At 54.8% G+C, this 15,645-nt stretch carries 18 protein-coding genes; 7 read left to right on the forward strand and 11 right to left on the reverse strand.

Annotated elements, in window-relative coordinates; translation table 11 throughout:
* Positions 1 to 12: 12 nt before the first annotated feature.
* From WFN61_RS18190 to rfaQ, 5 genes are read right to left on the reverse strand one after another with little or no spacing between them, the layout of a single operon-like run.
* Positions 13 to 1,023, reverse strand: a complete 1,011-nt coding sequence (locus WFN61_RS18190; RefSeq protein ID WP_144818428.1) for a glycosyltransferase family 9 protein — start codon at positions 1,021 to 1,023, stop codon at positions 13 to 15.
* Complete coding sequence (locus WFN61_RS18195) at positions 1,020 to 2,414, reverse strand: O-antigen ligase family protein (RefSeq protein ID WP_312282857.1); 1,395 nt, start codon at positions 2,412 to 2,414, stop codon at positions 1,020 to 1,022. The genes WFN61_RS18190 and WFN61_RS18195 overlap by 4 nt, the downstream gene beginning before the upstream one ends.
* A 41-nt stretch (positions 2,415 to 2,455) precedes the next feature.
* Complete coding sequence (gene rfaP / locus WFN61_RS18200; RefSeq protein ID WP_222889241.1) at positions 2,456 to 3,253, reverse strand: lipopolysaccharide core heptose(I) kinase RfaP; 798 nt, start codon at positions 3,251 to 3,253, stop codon at positions 2,456 to 2,458.
* Positions 3,246 to 4,370, reverse strand: coding sequence for a glycosyltransferase family 4 protein (locus tag WFN61_RS18205; RefSeq protein ID WP_257758801.1), 1,125 nt, complete (start codon positions 4,368 to 4,370; stop codon positions 3,246 to 3,248). Before WFN61_RS18205 ends, rfaP begins: the two co-directional genes overlap by 8 nt.
* Positions 4,367 to 5,437 (reverse strand): lipopolysaccharide core heptosyltransferase RfaQ, encoded by a 1,071-nt coding sequence (gene rfaQ, locus WFN61_RS18210; RefSeq protein WP_337039035.1) that lies wholly within the window; start codon positions 5,435 to 5,437, stop codon positions 4,367 to 4,369. Before rfaQ ends, WFN61_RS18205 begins: the two co-directional genes overlap by 4 nt.
* Positions 5,438 to 5,756: 319 nt before the next feature.
* Here rfaQ and waaA point away from each other — a divergent pair, with 319 nt between their 5' ends.
* Both waaA and coaD read left to right on the forward strand, forming a co-directional pair.
* On the forward strand, positions 5,757 to 7,034 hold the full coding sequence (gene waaA / locus WFN61_RS18215) for a lipid IV(A) 3-deoxy-D-manno-octulosonic acid transferase (RefSeq protein WP_144818418.1): 1,278 nt from the start codon (positions 5,757 to 5,759) through the stop codon (positions 7,032 to 7,034).
* 9 nt (positions 7,035 to 7,043) lie between these two features.
* On the forward strand, positions 7,044 to 7,523 hold the full coding sequence (gene coaD / locus WFN61_RS18220; protein ID WP_144818416.1) for a pantetheine-phosphate adenylyltransferase: 480 nt from the start codon (positions 7,044 to 7,046) through the stop codon (positions 7,521 to 7,523).
* 42 nt (positions 7,524 to 7,565) lie between these two features.
* Here the strand turns inward: coaD and mutM are convergent, their stop codons facing one another.
* The 4 genes from mutM to radC all read right to left on the reverse strand — a co-directional run bounded on the left by mutM (position 7,566) and on the right by radC (position 9,749).
* Positions 7,566 to 8,375 carry a bifunctional DNA-formamidopyrimidine glycosylase/DNA-(apurinic or apyrimidinic site) lyase gene (gene mutM, locus WFN61_RS18225; protein ID WP_042393337.1) on the reverse strand — a complete coding sequence of 270 codons (810 nt, stop codon included), beginning with the start codon at positions 8,373 to 8,375 and terminating at the stop codon, positions 7,566 to 7,568.
* Positions 8,376 to 8,446: 71 nt separating this feature from the next.
* Positions 8,447 to 8,614, reverse strand: coding sequence for a 50S ribosomal protein L33 (rpmG, locus tag WFN61_RS18230; RefSeq protein WP_003024094.1), 168 nt, complete (start codon positions 8,612 to 8,614; stop codon positions 8,447 to 8,449).
* Between the two features lie 22 nt (positions 8,615 to 8,636).
* A complete protein-coding gene (gene rpmB, locus WFN61_RS18235) occupies positions 8,637 to 8,873 on the reverse strand; it encodes a 50S ribosomal protein L28 (RefSeq protein ID WP_002436699.1) in 237 nt (78 codons plus the stop codon).
* Between the two features lie 216 nt (positions 8,874 to 9,089).
* Entirely contained in the window at positions 9,090 to 9,749 is a 660-nt protein-coding gene (gene radC / locus WFN61_RS18240) for a RadC family protein (RefSeq protein WP_312282884.1), read from the reverse strand.
* A 209-nt stretch (positions 9,750 to 9,958) separates the two neighbouring features.
* Here radC and coaBC point away from each other — a divergent pair, with 209 nt between their 5' ends.
* From coaBC to slmA, 3 genes are read left to right on the forward strand one after another with little or no spacing between them, the layout of a single operon-like run.
* The gene (coaBC, locus tag WFN61_RS18245; protein ID WP_144818527.1) at positions 9,959 to 11,170 is read left to right on the forward strand and encodes a bifunctional phosphopantothenoylcysteine decarboxylase/phosphopantothenate--cysteine ligase CoaBC; all 1,212 of its coding nucleotides are present in this window, start codon (positions 9,959 to 9,961) and stop codon (positions 11,168 to 11,170) included.
* Entirely contained in the window at positions 11,148 to 11,606 is a 459-nt protein-coding gene (gene dut / locus WFN61_RS18250) for a dUTP diphosphatase (RefSeq protein WP_042393343.1), read from the forward strand. The genes coaBC and dut overlap by 23 nt, the downstream gene beginning before the upstream one ends.
* Positions 11,607 to 11,645: 39 nt before the next feature.
* The gene (gene slmA, locus WFN61_RS18255; RefSeq protein WP_144818414.1) at positions 11,646 to 12,242 is read left to right on the forward strand and encodes a nucleoid occlusion factor SlmA; all 597 of its coding nucleotides are present in this window, start codon (positions 11,646 to 11,648) and stop codon (positions 12,240 to 12,242) included.
* 60 nt (positions 12,243 to 12,302) lie between these two features.
* Here the strand turns inward: slmA and pyrE are convergent, their stop codons facing one another.
* Both pyrE and rph read right to left on the reverse strand, forming a co-directional pair.
* Positions 12,303 to 12,944, reverse strand: a complete 642-nt coding sequence (pyrE, locus tag WFN61_RS18260; RefSeq protein ID WP_222889236.1) for an orotate phosphoribosyltransferase — start codon at positions 12,942 to 12,944, stop codon at positions 12,303 to 12,305.
* A gap of 68 nt (positions 12,945 to 13,012) precedes the next feature.
* Positions 13,013 to 13,729 carry a ribonuclease PH gene (gene rph / locus WFN61_RS18265; protein WP_337039039.1) on the reverse strand — a complete coding sequence of 239 codons (717 nt, stop codon included), beginning with the start codon at positions 13,727 to 13,729 and terminating at the stop codon, positions 13,013 to 13,015.
* A gap of 124 nt (positions 13,730 to 13,853) precedes the next feature.
* Here rph and WFN61_RS18270 point away from each other — a divergent pair, with 124 nt between their 5' ends.
* Both WFN61_RS18270 and WFN61_RS18275 read left to right on the forward strand, forming a co-directional pair.
* Positions 13,854 to 14,717, forward strand: coding sequence for a YicC/YloC family endoribonuclease (locus WFN61_RS18270; RefSeq protein ID WP_144818408.1), 864 nt, complete (start codon positions 13,854 to 13,856; stop codon positions 14,715 to 14,717).
* 166 nt (positions 14,718 to 14,883) lie between these two features.
* Entirely contained in the window at positions 14,884 to 15,363 is a 480-nt protein-coding gene (locus WFN61_RS18275; RefSeq protein ID WP_144818406.1) for a DUF943 family protein, read from the forward strand.
* The last annotated feature ends 282 nt before the right edge of the window (positions 15,364 to 15,645 follow it).

The following is a 15,645-nucleotide window of genomic DNA, read 5'->3' on the forward strand; positions in this document are numbered from 1 at the left end:
AAACCTGTCTTATTAACGCTGTTCCTGCAGACGAATGAAGGCATTATACACCTCATCAACCGGGATGTTGCGGACATCATAGCCCTCACCCTGTAGCAGTTCATGCGGTACAGCCCACGGCGTCCAGAGCCAGGCCGCTTTATTACCAAACAGGGCAACAATCGGTTTATGTACCCCTGCGGCAATATGCAGCGCGCCGCCGTCGCTGGTAACAATCTGATTGCACAGCGACATGCCCGCCATTAGCTCACGGATGTTTTCCGTAACCACGGGAATTAACGAGACGTTCTGGCAGTTATCGATGATGTAGCGAGCCTTCTCATCATCGCCCGGATGCAGTTTGTTATCTGCGCTGCCCGGCGACCAGAAAAGCAGGATATGACACGGCCGTTGCGCGGCAAGCCGCTGCGCCAGGGCGACAAAGTGCTCTACCGGCCAGCGCTGCTCGGGCCGACGGGAGCTGATCTGTAATCCGTAGATCGGCAGGCCGTCATCGGGAAGCCGAATTTTCTGCTTGATGGCCGCCGTCTCTTCAGGCCGCACGTACAGCTCCAGCGGGCCCGGCTCGGCGGTGATGCCCAGCGGCTCGGCCAGCCGCGCCAGCAGCTTCACCAGGTGCTCGTTCTGGGTTGATTCCGGCAGCGCATCGGTCACTTCAGGCGGGCAGTCATTACCGATAGCGATGATTTTTTTCGCTCCCGCCAGCTTTGCCCACTGCAGCGGACGCTTGTCCCAGCGCTCTTTGGCAACAATCGCCACGTCATAGCGCGCGCGGCGCAGATCGATAATGGTTTTTAACCGCTGCCACAGAACGCTTAACGCCGACGTCCCTTTGCTACGATGGTGCAGCTTGCTGTAGAGAAACACCTTGCCGACGTGCGGGTTATTATCCAGCACCGGCTTATTGTAGGTGTTGACCAGCAGATCAACCTGGGTTCCCGTTTCGCGGGCAATGGTTGCAATCAGCGGCGTAGTCAGAATCAGGTCGCCAATATTATCGCGACGAATAATCAAAACCTTCATGACGCACTCCCCGGCACGCTATTTTTATCTTTGGTCACAATCAGCCCGATCATCAGGCCGGTAAAGGCCATAAACTGCTCTAAGAAGTGATCGCGTAGCATGTTATCTACGCTGGAGCGGAAGAGGAAGCTCACCGCCATTAATGATAAGAAGAGACCCGGCATAACGAGCTTTTTAGAAAACGCGTCCCAGCCAGCCACAATTAACGAGATCACGAAACATAACCAGCCGGCCAGACCCAGAAAGCCGTTTTGTAGCGCAAAATCGATCACGCCGTAGTGGCTGTTTTCCTGCTCAATCGTAGGGTCATGATAGGCCTTCTGTAACAGGACTAAAAAGGCGTCTTTACGCGGCCCGGTACCAAAAGGATTTTCAAACACCAGCTTCCAGCCCTGATGGAAGAATGTCGAACGGCAGGCGTTAGACTCATCCAAAACCCTACCGGTGCTGTCCCGCAGGGTCGGTCCTGTAAACCCATCATAGCAGCGGTTATCCACCGACAGATTCCACCCGGATACGGCATCCTGGCTCAGGCTCTGCCAGCGCGGATCCTGGGTCCAGGAGCTATAACCTACGGCAACGACCATTAGCGCGACTGCTGCACCGGTCAGCAGCATCTTCCTGCGATTGCTGCGGTTGAGCATTTTGGCGGCAATAAAGACGCAAATAGAGATAGTGCTGCCGATTAAACCTATCGTGCCCCAGCGGGTATTGACTAACGCAGTGGCGACAAAGCAGACGGCAATAAAAAAGAGCAGCAGGCTGGTCTTAAAGATTAAAAACTTGCGGTGCAGGAACAGACGGGAAAGCAGCTCGGCAAAGAGAATCCCGCAGATAAAGTTAATCTGGAAGCTCATTTCGGTGCGGGTGCGCACAATCCAGGTAACGCCCCAGTCAATATAGCCGTTACGCAGGTACATAAAGGCAGTCTGAATAACATGAATAAATATCACGCCCAGCGAGCAAAGCACCACGAGAGAGAGAAAGCGGGTTTTACTTAAGCCTCGGAAGCAGCTGGCGGTAAAGGAGTAGATAAGTAGGCCAATGAAAAACAGCAGCGCGGCGCGCAGATACTGGCCCTGCCAGCTGCGAAACATCTGCTTCAGATCCGGCGCCACCAGCAGCCCGTTCAATAAGGTAAAGATCAGCAGGCCAGCCAGTATGTAAATCGGCATACGTGTTTTAACGTTATGCGCCAGTGGCATGCCCTGTTTTTTAAAATAGAGAAACAGGGTCATCGCCAGGCCGACGTAGATAAACAGGTTGCGGTTAGCAGGCAGATTTGAGTTTTCGATCGGCCAGACAAAACACAGAACGCAGAAACAGAAAAGCAGAAGCGAGGTGGTGACTTTTTTAGCGGAAAGGTTCGCTAAAGACTGAACGGCTATCATATTAAAACCTATCATAAAACTGGCTATCAACAGTAAAAGCGCTACAGATTATTGCGCTGCGAATGCGTTACGATCTTATGAGTCTTACGCTCATATGACGATAGTAACTGCCCTTCACTCTTAAATATCGCCTTCAGATCCGTGGCGAAATAGATCTTCATAAAACGTAGAATATCCCGCTGCGTCAGACCGATATTGACCGAAGAGAAGTAGAGGCCAATAAGGTCTTTGTCACGCCAGCGCTGTGGCACCTGGCGGCGGATTTGCGCCCGATGCAGGTCGATTATCGACAGTTTTAAATCCTGCTCTTCTCCGGAAAAAGGCAGATGCAGCAGAAAGTGGCACAGGTAGCAGTCGCGGTGGTTGACGCCAGCCTGATGCATCTTGCGCACCATAGTGGCGACGCGGCGGATCAGCATCCGCTTCACGTGCAGATCGGGCGGATTCTCGCGCCAGTCAGCACAGTAGTCCTCAAGGCTGATCGTTGGGGTCAGATCTTCAGTAATAATGAACGAGGTCCTGGTGAGCGGATTGGCCCCTTTCTCACCAAAGCCAACCCCGTGCATGGTGTCGACGCCGCACTCGTGCAGGCGATGGATCGCGTTCCACTCCCGGTCAGCACCCAGCACCGGCAGGCGCAGAGAGAACAGGTTTTTCACCACCTCTTTGACCGAGGTGCCCTGGTGCCACTTCAGGAAGTAGCTCTTGCCAGCCAGCTCAAAGCGGATCGTTCTGCGCGTTTCCAGCTCGCGAAACACATCGCCCTGCAGCTTCTTCACTTCGGCAAAGGCATCTTTACCGCGCCATAAGGTCGCCAGCGGCTCTTTCAGTTCAACCATTCACTTTACCCGTTATCATATCAGCTACCTTTTCCGGCAGGCTGTAGAGATCCTGCGTATCCGCATAGTGACGGGCGTTGGCCGCCCATTCGCGCAAGCGCGACGGCGTGCCCAGCGCATCGGCCAGCGTCTTATTCAGCGCTGCCTGCGAAAACGGCTCGTTAATCACCACGCCGCAGCGGGCATCCGTTATATAAGGCGCGTAGCCACAGACCTCGGTGACAATCACCGGTAGCCCTGCCGCCACCGCCTCCAGCAGTACAATGCCCGCCGCCTCCTGTTTCGCAGGATGCACAAGCAGGTCCGCTGCGGCCATCAGCTCCGCCACGTCGCTGCGTCCGGCAAAGAAGTGCACATTCTCTTTGATGCCCAGCTTTGCGGCAAGGGCAGCGAAGTGTCCAGGTTTATCCTGGCCGACAATAAACAGCAGCGTATTTTGCCGCAGCGCGTCAGGCAGCGCGGCGATAGCCTCGATAGTGCGCGCCACGCCCTTGCGGTTAAAATCTGACCCCACCTGCAGAACAAAGTTCTGATCCTCACCGATACGGTTTTTTTCGCGGTAGACGCGACGGCTGTCGGGGATCTGCTGGCTGTATTTGCGATCGGGATAGATCCCCGGCGGCAGAATGTGAAAACGCTCAGGCTCGGTATGATAGTGGCGCTGGAAATCGGCGATCTGCTTATCTGTCAGCATCAGTAGCTGCGTCTTCTTGCCCTGTTCAAAGGTGGCACGCTCAAAAGCCGCATAGTGGCGGTAGCGTGACGTCAGGCGGTAGAAAAAGCCCTTCTCCTGCGCCACCTTCTCGGCGTAGCAGACGTCTGCCGCGTAGTAGATATCGAGGTCCGGCATCTTGTTAAAGCCTACCACCCGCGCCGCAGGATGCTGCGCAAGATGCGCTTTTACCCACTGATAGTATTCAGCGTTGCGCCCGTGATTAGTGCGTTTCCTGACCGGAACGACAATCAGCTCAAACTCTGCGGGACATTCGCCCTGCCAGGACTGGGTGTAGACCCGCACCTGGTGGCCGCGCCCTGCTACCGTCTGAGCAATGCGCATAAAATCGCGCTGAAGTCCGCCAAACGGGAAGTATTTGTAGAGACAAAAGGCCACGATCATAGGGAGCCCCCTGCCTGCACGGCAGCGTTGAGCGGTGGGAGCAGCGTCCGGGCGGCAGCGATAACCTCCTCGGCCGGTATCACGGAGAGGTAGCGCCGATTGCGATCGAGCTGGTCACGCGTCGGCATTGGCTGGTAGTTTCCGGCCCAGAGCACGACGGCGTCCTCTGACCACGGACGCCAGGCAATATGATCGGTCGCGCCAAACAGGGCAATGATTTTGGTTTTTACCGCTGCGGCGATATGCATGGGTGCGGAGTCGACGCCAATAAACAGCGCGGCGTGATCGATGAGCGCGGCCAGCTCAGGAAAACGCGTTTTTCCCGCCAGCGCGGTGACCGGACGCGTTTCGCAGGCGCTGGCAATCTCCTCCACGCACTCCAGATCGTCCGCGCCAGGCCCGGAGGTGAGCACCACCTCATAGCCCTGATGATGCAGGGCGTCGATGACCTGAGAGAATTTGCTGTTATCCCAGCACTTAAAGGCCTGGCGCGCCGTAGGCTGGATCACGACATAGTGCTCCCCTACTCCGGCGGCCGTTAGCTGCTCGCGCATCGCCTGCCAGTTTTGCCCGGCATAGCTCATGGTGAGCTGGCGATAATCTTCCGCGATCCCCAGCGGACGCAGCGCCGAGAGGTTGCGCTCAACAATATGATCGCCAACGACAGGAGCGTGATGGGTAAAGCTTTTACGCCAGAAAGCCGCCTGACGATGGGGGAAATCCTGTGAAATCTTGACGCGGGCAGGCAGGCAGCGCACCAGCGCGGCGACCATCCACTGGTCAGTGAGATTGACGATAAGATCGTAACGGTTAGCGCGCAGCTGTTTGAGCACATCCACGAAGTTGGTGATTTTCTCCCCGGCTTTGGCTTTTTTATTTTTGAGGCCGTAGAGCGCGTTGATCTCTGTGTTTTCTGACAGGATAGGGATTGTATCCTGGTAGAGCAGCACGTCGATTTTCGCGTCAGGGTAGCGGCGTTTCAGGGTGCTTACGACAGGCGTCGTGAGCAGCATATCCCCATGAAAGCGCATTTTTATCAGCAGAATTCTTTGAAATGGCTTTTCCACAGGCGGCTCTTATCCGTTGATGATGACCAATATAGACGACAATAAGCACGCTGCTGCCCAGGCTAACCCGCTACCCGTGCACCGTAACGCGCTTATTTTTGCGCGCTAGTGTAGCATTTTTTGCTATCTAAACCGACACGAATGTTTTTTCAGCAACGTGCTGATTTCAACTAACTTTATAAAAATACAACAAAAAAGCACAGGTTTTAGGATTCATCGCCCGCCGAAGGGGGGATTTGCAGCGAATTCGGCAAAAGTAATAGCATTGATGCAGCTAAATACATAGAATTCCCAGCACATCCATCAGCCAGTGCGTACTATGCTTCAATTGCTTTACACCACTCTTTTCTACCTGATTCAGCCGCTTATTTGGCTGCGTCTTTGGGTGCGTGGTCGCAAAGCACCGGCATACCGCAAACGCTGGGGCGAGCGTTACGGCTTCTATAAGCAACCGCTGAAGCCCGGCGGCATTCTGATGCACTCCGTTTCCGTAGGCGAAACCCTGGCGGCCATCCCGCTGGTTCGCGCCCTGCGCCATCGCTACCCGGATCTCCCCATTACCGTCACTACCATGACGCCGACCGGCTCCGAACGCGTGCTTTCCGCTTTTGGTAATGACGTTCAACACGTCTACCTGCCCTACGATCTGCCGGACGCGCTCAATCGTTTTCTCAACGCTGTGGATCCGAAGCTGGTACTGGTGATGGAGACCGAGCTGTGGCCAAACCTGATTGCCGCCCTGCACACGCGCAAAATTCCGCTGGTGATCGCCAACGCCCGTCTCTCTGCGCGCTCCGCTAAAGGCTATGCCAAGCTGGGCGATTTTATTCGCACTCTGCTGCGCCGTATCACGCTGATCGCTGCTCAGAACGAAGAGGATGGCGAGCGCTTTATTGCCCTTGGGGCGAAGCGTAACCAGCTCACCGTCACCGGTAGCCTGAAGTTCGATATCTCGGTTACGCCCCAGCTTGCCTCCCGGGCAGTGACGCTGCGCCGCCAGTGGGCTCCGCATCGCCCGGTGTGGATCGCCACCAGCACCCACGAGGGTGAAGAGAGCGCGGTCATTGAAGCACACCAGACGCTGTTAAGAGAGTTTCCTAACCTGCTGCTGATTCTGGTTCCGCGCCATCCGGAACGTTTCCCGGACGCCATCAACCTGGTGCGCCAGGCGGGCCTGAGCTACATCACCCGCTCGTCCGGGGAAGTCCCCTCCGGCAGCACTCAGGTCGTGGTGGGCGATACCATGGGCGAGCTGATGCTGCTCTACGGTATTGCCGATCTCGCCTTTGTTGGTGGTTCGCTGGTAGAGCGCGGCGGGCATAACCCGCTGGAAGCCGCCGCGCACGCTATTCCGGTGCTGATGGGGCCGCACACCTTCAACTTTAAAGACATCTGTGCCCGTCTGACCCAGGCCGATGGTTTGATCACCGTGACGGACGTCGCCTCGCTGAGCAAAGAGGTCGCCTCCCTGCTGACCGATGAGGACTACCGTAACTTTTACGGTCGCCATGCGGTAGAGGTGCTCTATCAAAACCAGGGCGCGCTACAGCGTCTGTTACAATTGCTGGAACCCTATCTGCCACCAAAAGCCCATTAAGGTTTTTATATGCAAAAGCGCGCAATTTACCCTGGCACCTTCGATCCGGTTACTAACGGCCATATCAACATCATTACCCGGGCCGCGGGCATGTTCGACCGGGTTATCATGGCGATTGCCGCCAGTCCAGGCAAAAAGCCACTCTTCTCGCTGGAGGAGCGCGTTGCCCTCGCGCAGGAGGCAACTGCTCATCTGGAAAACGTTGAGGTCATTGGCTTTAGCGATCTGATGGCAAATTTCGCCCGTAACCAGCAGGCGACCATTTTGATCCGTGGTCTGCGGGCGGTGGCGGATTTTGAGTATGAGACCCAGCTGGCGCATATGAATCGCCACCTGATGCCGGAGCTGGAGAGCGTCTTTCTGATGCCTGCCAAGGAGTGGTCGTTTATCTCGTCGTCGCTGGTCAAAGAGGTTGCGCGTCATCAGGGTGACGTGACTGACTTCCTGCCGCCAAACGTGCACCAGGCACTGTTGCAGAAGCTTAAATAACGCGTTGCCCGGCGGCACTGCGTTTGCCGGGCCTACGGTCGGTTACTTCTGGCAGTTGCGGCAGTAGAAGGTTGCGCGCTGGGCGTGCTTGGTCGCTATGATTGGCGTCGCGCAGACGCGGCAGGGTTCGCCTTTGCGCCCGTAAACCTGTAGCTGCTGGGCGAAGTAGCCCGGCTTGCCATCGCTTTGCAAAAAGTCTTTTAACGTTGTCCCACCCTGCTCTATCGAGCGCAGCAGCACCGCCTTAATGACCTGCACCAGCAGGGCATACTCTTCCTGTGAGAGCGACGAGGCGAGCCGGTCAGGATGGATCCCGGCAGCAAACAGCGATTCGCTGGCGTAGATATTGCCCACCCCCACCACCAGCTTGTTATCCATCAGCCAGGGTTTAATGGCGGTTTTCTTTTTGGCGCACTTCTGCTGTAGATACTCGGCATTGAACGCATCGCTGAGCGGCTCCGGCCCCAGGTGCGCCAGCACGTTGTGTCCCTCCAGCTCTTTGGTCCACAGCCAGGCACCAAAGCGGCGGGGATCGGTATAGCGCAGCACTTTGCCGTTGCTCATCACCAAATCGACATGATCGTGCTTCTCAGCAGGCAGATCGTGGGGAAGGATGCGCAGGCTGCCGGACATGCCGAGATGGACGATGATCCAGCCGTCGGGCAGCTCCAGCAGCAGATATTTTGCCCGCCGCTGCACGCTCAGCACCGGTTTATCGCTCAGGCGGTGGATCTCGTCGGAAACAGGCCAGCGCAGGCGACCATTACGCACCACCGCGTGCAGGATAGTTTGCCCTACCAGATGCGGCTCTATACCGCGGCGGCTGGTTTCTACCTCAGGTAATTCAGGCATGTTTCCTCCTTAGAGACGCAGAATGCAAAAAACCCGGCCGAAGCCGGGTTTCTGTACAAGAAAACTAAAATTTATTTAATTTTAGCTTCTTTGTAAAGAACGTGCTGACGGACAACTGGATCGAATTTTTTCAGTTCCAGTTTTTCCGGCTTAGTACGTTTGTTCTTCGTAGTGGTATAGAAGTGACCAGTACCAGCAGAAGAAACCAGCTTGATTTTCTCACGAATACCTTTAGCCATGATTTATTTCCTCTTTAAGTACTTAGTACTTTTCGCCACGGGCACGCAGTTCAGACAGAACTGTATCGATGCCTTTCTTATCGATTACACGCATACCTTTAGCAGATACGCGCAGGGTGACAAAACGCTTCTCGCTCTCAACCCAGAAACGGTGAGAGTGCAGGTTCGGCAGGAAACGGCGTTTAGTCGCGTTCAGTGCGTGGGAACGGTTGTTACCGGTCACCGGACGCTTGCCAGTAACTTGGCAGACTCGGGACATGTCTATTCTCCAAAAATCAAATTAGCTCGAGCTTCGTATAGGGTTTTGACGCCTCGTCAGGCTGTAAGGCCCGGTCACGGCGGTTCAGTGTGAACTCGCGATTGCCAGGCCCAAATGCCAAACCCGAGATTCTCAAAGGTGGCGTAGTATACGCTGTGTCGGCTGTGTGCTCAAGTCCCGAACAGACAAAGATCCCGCTGGATCGCGCGGGGTGGTTTAAATCCAACCACGTTCGGCAAATGAAACCCACTCTCCCCGGCCTACCACGAGGTGATCTAATACACGGATATCCATGAATTCACAACATTTTACCACACGTTCGGTGATTTGTTTATCGGCAAAACTGGGTTCCGCATAACCCGAAGGATGATTATGAGCAAGGATCACGGCAGCGGCGCCGATCGCGATAGCTTCCCGGACAATTTCACGCGGATGCACCTCAACGTGGCTCAGCGTGCCGGAAAAGAGGCGGCTGTGCCTGAGCACCCGGTTCTGATTGTTGAGGTAGATGACCAGAAAGATCTCGCGCGGCTCGTCGGCAAGCTGGCTTTGCAGAAACGCTCTGGTGGCCTGCGGGCTGTCCAGGGTCAGCGCCTCCTGAATGCTGGAGGCGTGGTAGCGGCGCGCCAGCTCGGCGATGCCTTTGAGCTGGGCAAACTTCGCCAGGCCGATACCCGACACCTCGGCAAACTGCTCTGCGTCCGCAGAGAGCAGATCGTAAAGCGAACCAAAATGCGCGACCAGATATTCGGCGAAGGCCATCACGCTGCGCTCCGGCGTGCCGGTACGCAGAAACAGCGCCAGCAGTTCGATATCGGTGAGGGACGCGATCCCTAGCCGCAGCATCTTCTCGCGGGGCATCTTTTCACGCGGCATGTTCTCATATGACGTCAGCGATCTCGTCATCTCCATAGCGCTCCTCCCTGTGAAAACCCGATTTTGCCACGGCACGCGCAGCGGCTCGACCTGCGGTCTTTGCTTTTGCGTAGCAGCTCGTAAAGTGAGTTATGCGCAAAAGCACGTCACTTTGCAGAGTGTGATAAAATGCCCACCTTCTGGTGAAACCCCAACAGGAATGAATCATGATGAGCCTGGCCGGTAAAAAAATCGTTCTTGGCGTGAGCGGCGGCATTGCTGCCTACAAAACGCCGGAGCTGGTGCGTCGTCTGCGCGATCGCGGCGCAGAGGTGCGTGTGGCAATGACAGAGGGTGCCAAAGCCTTTATTACTCCCCTGAGCCTGCAGGCGGTGTCGGGCTATCCGGTTTCCGATAGCCTGCTGGATCCGGCTGCCGAAGCGGCAATGGGGCATATTGAGCTGGGCAAGTGGGCTGACCTGGTAATCCTCGCCCCGGCAACCGCCGATCTGATCGCCCGCGTGGCCGCCGGTATGGCTAACGATCTGGTCACAACCATCTGCCTGGCCACTCCATCGCCCGTCGCGGTAGTACCGGCGATGAACCAGCAGATGTACCGCAACGCCGCCACACAGCATAACCTCAGCGTACTGGCCGCACGTGGCCTGCTGCTGTGGGGGCCGGACAGCGGCAGCCAGGCCTGTGGTGACGTGGGCCCAGGCCGAATGCTCGACCCGCTGGCTATCGTCGATTTGGCCGCAGCGCACTTTTCGCCTGTCAAAACACTGCAACATCTGAATATCATGATTACCGCAGGTCCAACGCAGGAGCTGCTGGATCCGGTGCGCTACATCACCAATAAAAGCTCCGGCAAGATGGGCTTCGCCATTGCCGCTGCCGCTGCCCGCCTCGGCGCGAACGTGACGCTGGTGAGCGGCCCGGTGGCGCTGCCGACGCCGGCAGGGGTGAAGCGTGTCGATGTGGTGACCGCGCTGGAGATGGAAGCCGCCGTACAGGCTCAGGTTCAGTCGCAGCAGATTTTCATTGGCTGTGCTGCCGTTGCTGACTACCGTGCCGCCGCCGTTGCCGATGAGAAGATCAAAAAGCAAGGCGATGAAATTACAATAAAAATGGTTAAAAACCCGGATATCGTTGCCGGCGTTGCGGCGCTGAGTACGAACCGCCCCTACGTGGTAGGGTTTGCCGCCGAAACAAATAATGTGGAAGAATACGCCCGGCAAAAACGTATCCGCAAAAACCTTGATCTGATCTGCGCCAATGACGTATCTGATGAAAATCAAGGGTTTAATAGCGACAGCAACGCATTACACCTTTTCTGGCAGGATGGCGATAAAGTCCTGCCGCTTGAGCGCAAAGCACTTCTGGGACAACTACTACTGGACGAGATCGTTACCCGTTATGATGAAAAAAATCGACGTTAAAATTATGGACCCGCGCGTTGGCAAAGCGTTTCCGCTGCCAACCTACGCCACCTCCGGCTCTGCCGGTCTTGACCTGCGAGCCTGTCTTGATGACGCCGTAGAGCTGGCTCCGGGCGCAACGACGCTGCTGCCGACGGGCCTGGCTATTCACATCGCCGATCCGTCGCTGGCCGCCGTGATTTTACCGCGCTCGGGCCTCGGCCATAAGCATGGCGTGGTGCTGGGCAATCTGGTTGGCCTGATTGATTCAGATTACCAGGGGCAGCTGATGGTGTCGGTCTGGAACCGCGGCAAGGAGAGCTTCACGATTGAGCCGGGCGAACGTATTGCACAGATGGTATTTGTGCCGGTGGTGCAGGCAGAGTTCAACCTGGTAGAAGAGTTTGACAGCTCTGAACGTGGTGAAGGCGGCTTCGGCCATTCCGGGCGTCAGTAGGTCGCCTCGTCCTTATATCATCCAGGATGCGTCTAAAAGATGGCAGAAAAACAAACCGCGAAAAGGAATCGTCGCGAAGAAATACTTCAGTCTCTGGCACTTATGCTTGAATCCAGCGATGGCAGTCAACGCATTACCACGGCCAAGCTGGCGGCGTCGGTTGGCGTCTCCGAAGCAGCTCTTTATCGTCATTTTCCAAGCAAAACGCGCATGTTTGACAGCTTGATCGAGTTTATCGAAGATAGCTTGACGACGCGTATCAACTTAATCCTAAAAGATGAGAAAGATACGCTGGCACGCCTGCGGCTTATCATTCAGCTGATTTTAGGCTTTGGTGAACGCAATCCTGGACTAACGCGGATCCTCACCGGTCACGCGCTGATGTTTGAACAGGATCGCTTACAGAGCCGTATTAACCAGCTATTTGAGCGGATTGAATCGCAGCTGCGGCAGGTTCTGCGCGAGCGGAAGATGCGCGAGGGTGAGGGCTTTACCGTGGATGAAACGCTGCTGGCGAGCCAGCTGCTGGCCCAGTGTGAAGGTATGCTGTCGCGCTTTGTACGCAGCGAGTTCAAATATCGGCCCACGGACGACTTTGACATCCGCTGGCCGCTGATGGTGGCCCAGCTACATTAATCCCGTAGCCTGGCGATCCGTAAGCCCGGTCCGCATTCGCGCGACCGGGCTATTTAACGCTTATACCCCAAACTCTTCCCGATACGCCTGCACCGACGCCAGATGGTTCGCCATCTCCGGGCGCTCTTCCAGATAGGCAATCAGATCCTTCAGGGTGATGATCGAAATCACCTTGCAGCCGTAGTCACGCTCGACCTCCTGAATCGCCGAGATATCGCCGCGTCCGCGCTCCTGCCGGTCAAGTGAGATCAACACGCCAGCCAGCGTTGCGCTATTAGCCTGGATAATCTCCATCGACTCACGGATCGCCGTTCCGGCAGTGATCACGTCATCTACCAGCATCACGCGGCCCTGCAGCGCGCTACCAACCAGATTGCCGCCCTCGCCGTGGTCTTTGGCCTCTTTACGGTTAAAGCAGTAAGGCACGTCGCGCTCGTGGTGCTCCGCCAGCGCGACCGCAGTGGTGGTCGCAATCGGAATACCTTTATAGGCAGGGCCAAACAGCAGATCGAAATCGATACCGGAATCCACCAACGCTTCGGCATAGAAACGGCCTAACAATGCCAGATCGCGCCCGGTATTAAACAGCCCGGCATTGAAGAAATAGGGGCTTTTACGCCCGGATTTCAGCGTAAACTCGCCGAACTTAAGTACCTGCTTGTTAAGCGCAAACTCAATAAACTGGCGCTGATAGGGTTTCATGGATTCGCTCCTTTTCTCACTTTATGACAGACAAAAAGAAGGGCGACTACGTCGCCCTTAAAATCAAATCAATTTTCTAACGCCGCTTTTTGCGCCGCTACGATGGATTCAATCCCCCCTCTGGCCAGCGCCAGCAGCGAGAGCAGCTCCTCATGGGTGAACGGCTCGCCCTCGGCGGTGCCCTGCACCTCGATCATGCGGCCATCTTCGGTCATCACCACGTTCATATCGGTTTCGGCGGCGGAGTCTTCAACATACTCCAGATCGCACAGCGCTTCGCCGTTGACGATGCCTACGGAGACCGCCGCCACCATGCCTTTCATTGGGTTGGTCTTCAGCTTACCCGCGGCGACCAGCTTGTTCAGCGCATCTGCCAGCGCCACGCATGCGCCGGTAATGGAGGCGGTACGGGTACCGCCGTCGGCCTGGATGACGTCGCAGTCGAGGGTAACGGTGAACTCACCCAGCGCTTTTAAGTCTACGGCAGCGCGCAGAGAGCGGGCGATCAGACGCTGGATCTCCAGCGTACGGCCACCCTGCTTGCCCTTGGCGGCTTCACGCGCGTTACGGGTATGGGTAGCGCGCGGCAGCATGCCATACTCAGCGGTGATCCACCCCTGACCCTGGCCTTTCAGAAAACGCGGCACGCCTTCATCAATAGAGGCGGTACACAGAACTTTAGTGTCACCGAATTCAACCAGCACGGCACCTTCAGCGTGTTTTGTATAGTTTCGGGTCAGGGTGACGGGACGCACCTGATTAGCGCTACGGCCTGCTGGACGCATGATGATTTCTCCGGCTTTTACGAATGTGGCTGCGCATTATACGGACTAAATACGCTTATTCCTATCTTGAGAAGGCCCCGAAAGCTATAATCCCCCCATCTCCTCTTTAAAAACAGGAACGTCTATGATCCGCAGTATGACAGCCTACGCCCGGCGTGAAATCAAGGGTGAATGGGGCAGCGCAGTCTGGGAACTGCGCTCGGTTAACCAGCGTTATCTTGAAACCTGGTTTCGCCTGCCGGAGCAGTTCCGCAGCCTTGAGCCTGTAGTACGCGAGCGTATCCGCACCCGTCTGACCCGCGGTAAAATCGAATGTAACCTGCGTTTTGAGCCAGACGTTAGCGCGCAAAGCGAGCTGATTCTCAATGAAAAATTGGCCAAGCAGCTGGTCACAGCCGCGAACTGGGTCAAAATGCAGAGCGACGAGGGTGAAATTAACCCGGTTGATATTCTGCGCTGGCCAGGCGTGATGGCCGCTCAGGAGCAGGATCTGGACGCGATTGCCGCTGAGATCCTCTCTGCGCTGGACGGCGCGCTGGATGACTTTATTGTTGCCCGCGAGACCGAAGGCCAGGCGCTGAAGGGCCTGATCGAGCAGCGTCTGGAAGGCGTTAGCGCGGAAGTCACCAAAGTACGCGCCCAGATGCCGGAAGTGCTGAAGTGGCAGCGCGAGCGTCTGGTTGCCAAGCTGGAAGATGCTCAGGTGCAGCTGGAGAACAACCGTCTTGAGCAGGAGCTGGTACTGATGGCTCAGCGCATCGACGTCGCTGAAGAGCTGGACCGTCTCGACGCGCACGTTAAAGAGACCTACAACATTCTGAAGAAGAAAGAGGCCGTGGGCCGCCGCCTGGACTTTATGATGCAGGAGTTCAACCGCGAGTCGAACACCCTGGCATCAAAGTCTATCAATGCTGATATCACCACCTCTGCTATCGAGCTGAAGGTGCTGATCGAGCAGATGCGCGAGCAGATCCAGAATATTGAGTGATCTTCACTCCAAACCTATAGCTTCTACAAGCCCATGTTAAATGGGCTTTTTTGCATTTTGATTTCTACTAATGAATCTAATCATTGATTGGATCAACTGATTTAGTTTTTTTAATATTTTTTATCAATATGCAATCACAGTTCGGAATAATTAGCGGGAGAAATGGATGAAAGTCAGAATATTTATAGTTTTTATTGTTACATTGGTGATAATACAATTATTTTATATGCTGTCTTTCAAGACTCCAAAGGTCCTTGCCATTCATGGCCTTGGTTCTAATAAAGACTTACTAATTAAAAACATGCCTTTTACTGACAGTAATAAAATTAAGTGGTGGGATAATAATGGTGTTAAATTAATCTCATCCTCTCAGACATACTATGTTTCGGTCTGGAATTTCGACGGTAAGTATCAAAAACTTGCTCCGAAGAGTTCAGGGTGGTTTCCAGACCATGATATTGATTATTTACTATGTTTCAATGACATAAAAGCAGAAGAAAATTGTATAGACAAGGAAAACTGGATAATAGACATCATCAAAGCAAAAGATGGCTACATTTATTATAGACTTGATGGTAATGAATACTATCGAAAACCTTCCGGTGAACTTATTGACGGTGAAAGATTTAAGACAACAATTAAATAACAGAGATTGTCATACCTTGTTATTCGAGTGTTTAAAGTATAGTTGTTAGATTTACTATGTAAAGCTATAACTAGAATACGTAATGGATTTAGCACATCGAGAGATGGCTTCCACATCATAAGCAATGAGTCTTGTTACGCCATCTATTACTAATACAGATGGCGACATGCTATTTCAGCGCCACAATTAACAAAAAAAACCGCACTAATAATTCATATTAAAAATAACGCTTAGGGTAAGCTGCCGGGAATGCATTGCTCATCCAACACCACGTTCTATTTG

This window comes from Pseudescherichia sp. AS216, from assembly GCF_037152055.1.
GTDB lineage: Bacteria > Pseudomonadota > Gammaproteobacteria > Enterobacterales > Enterobacteriaceae > Pseudescherichia.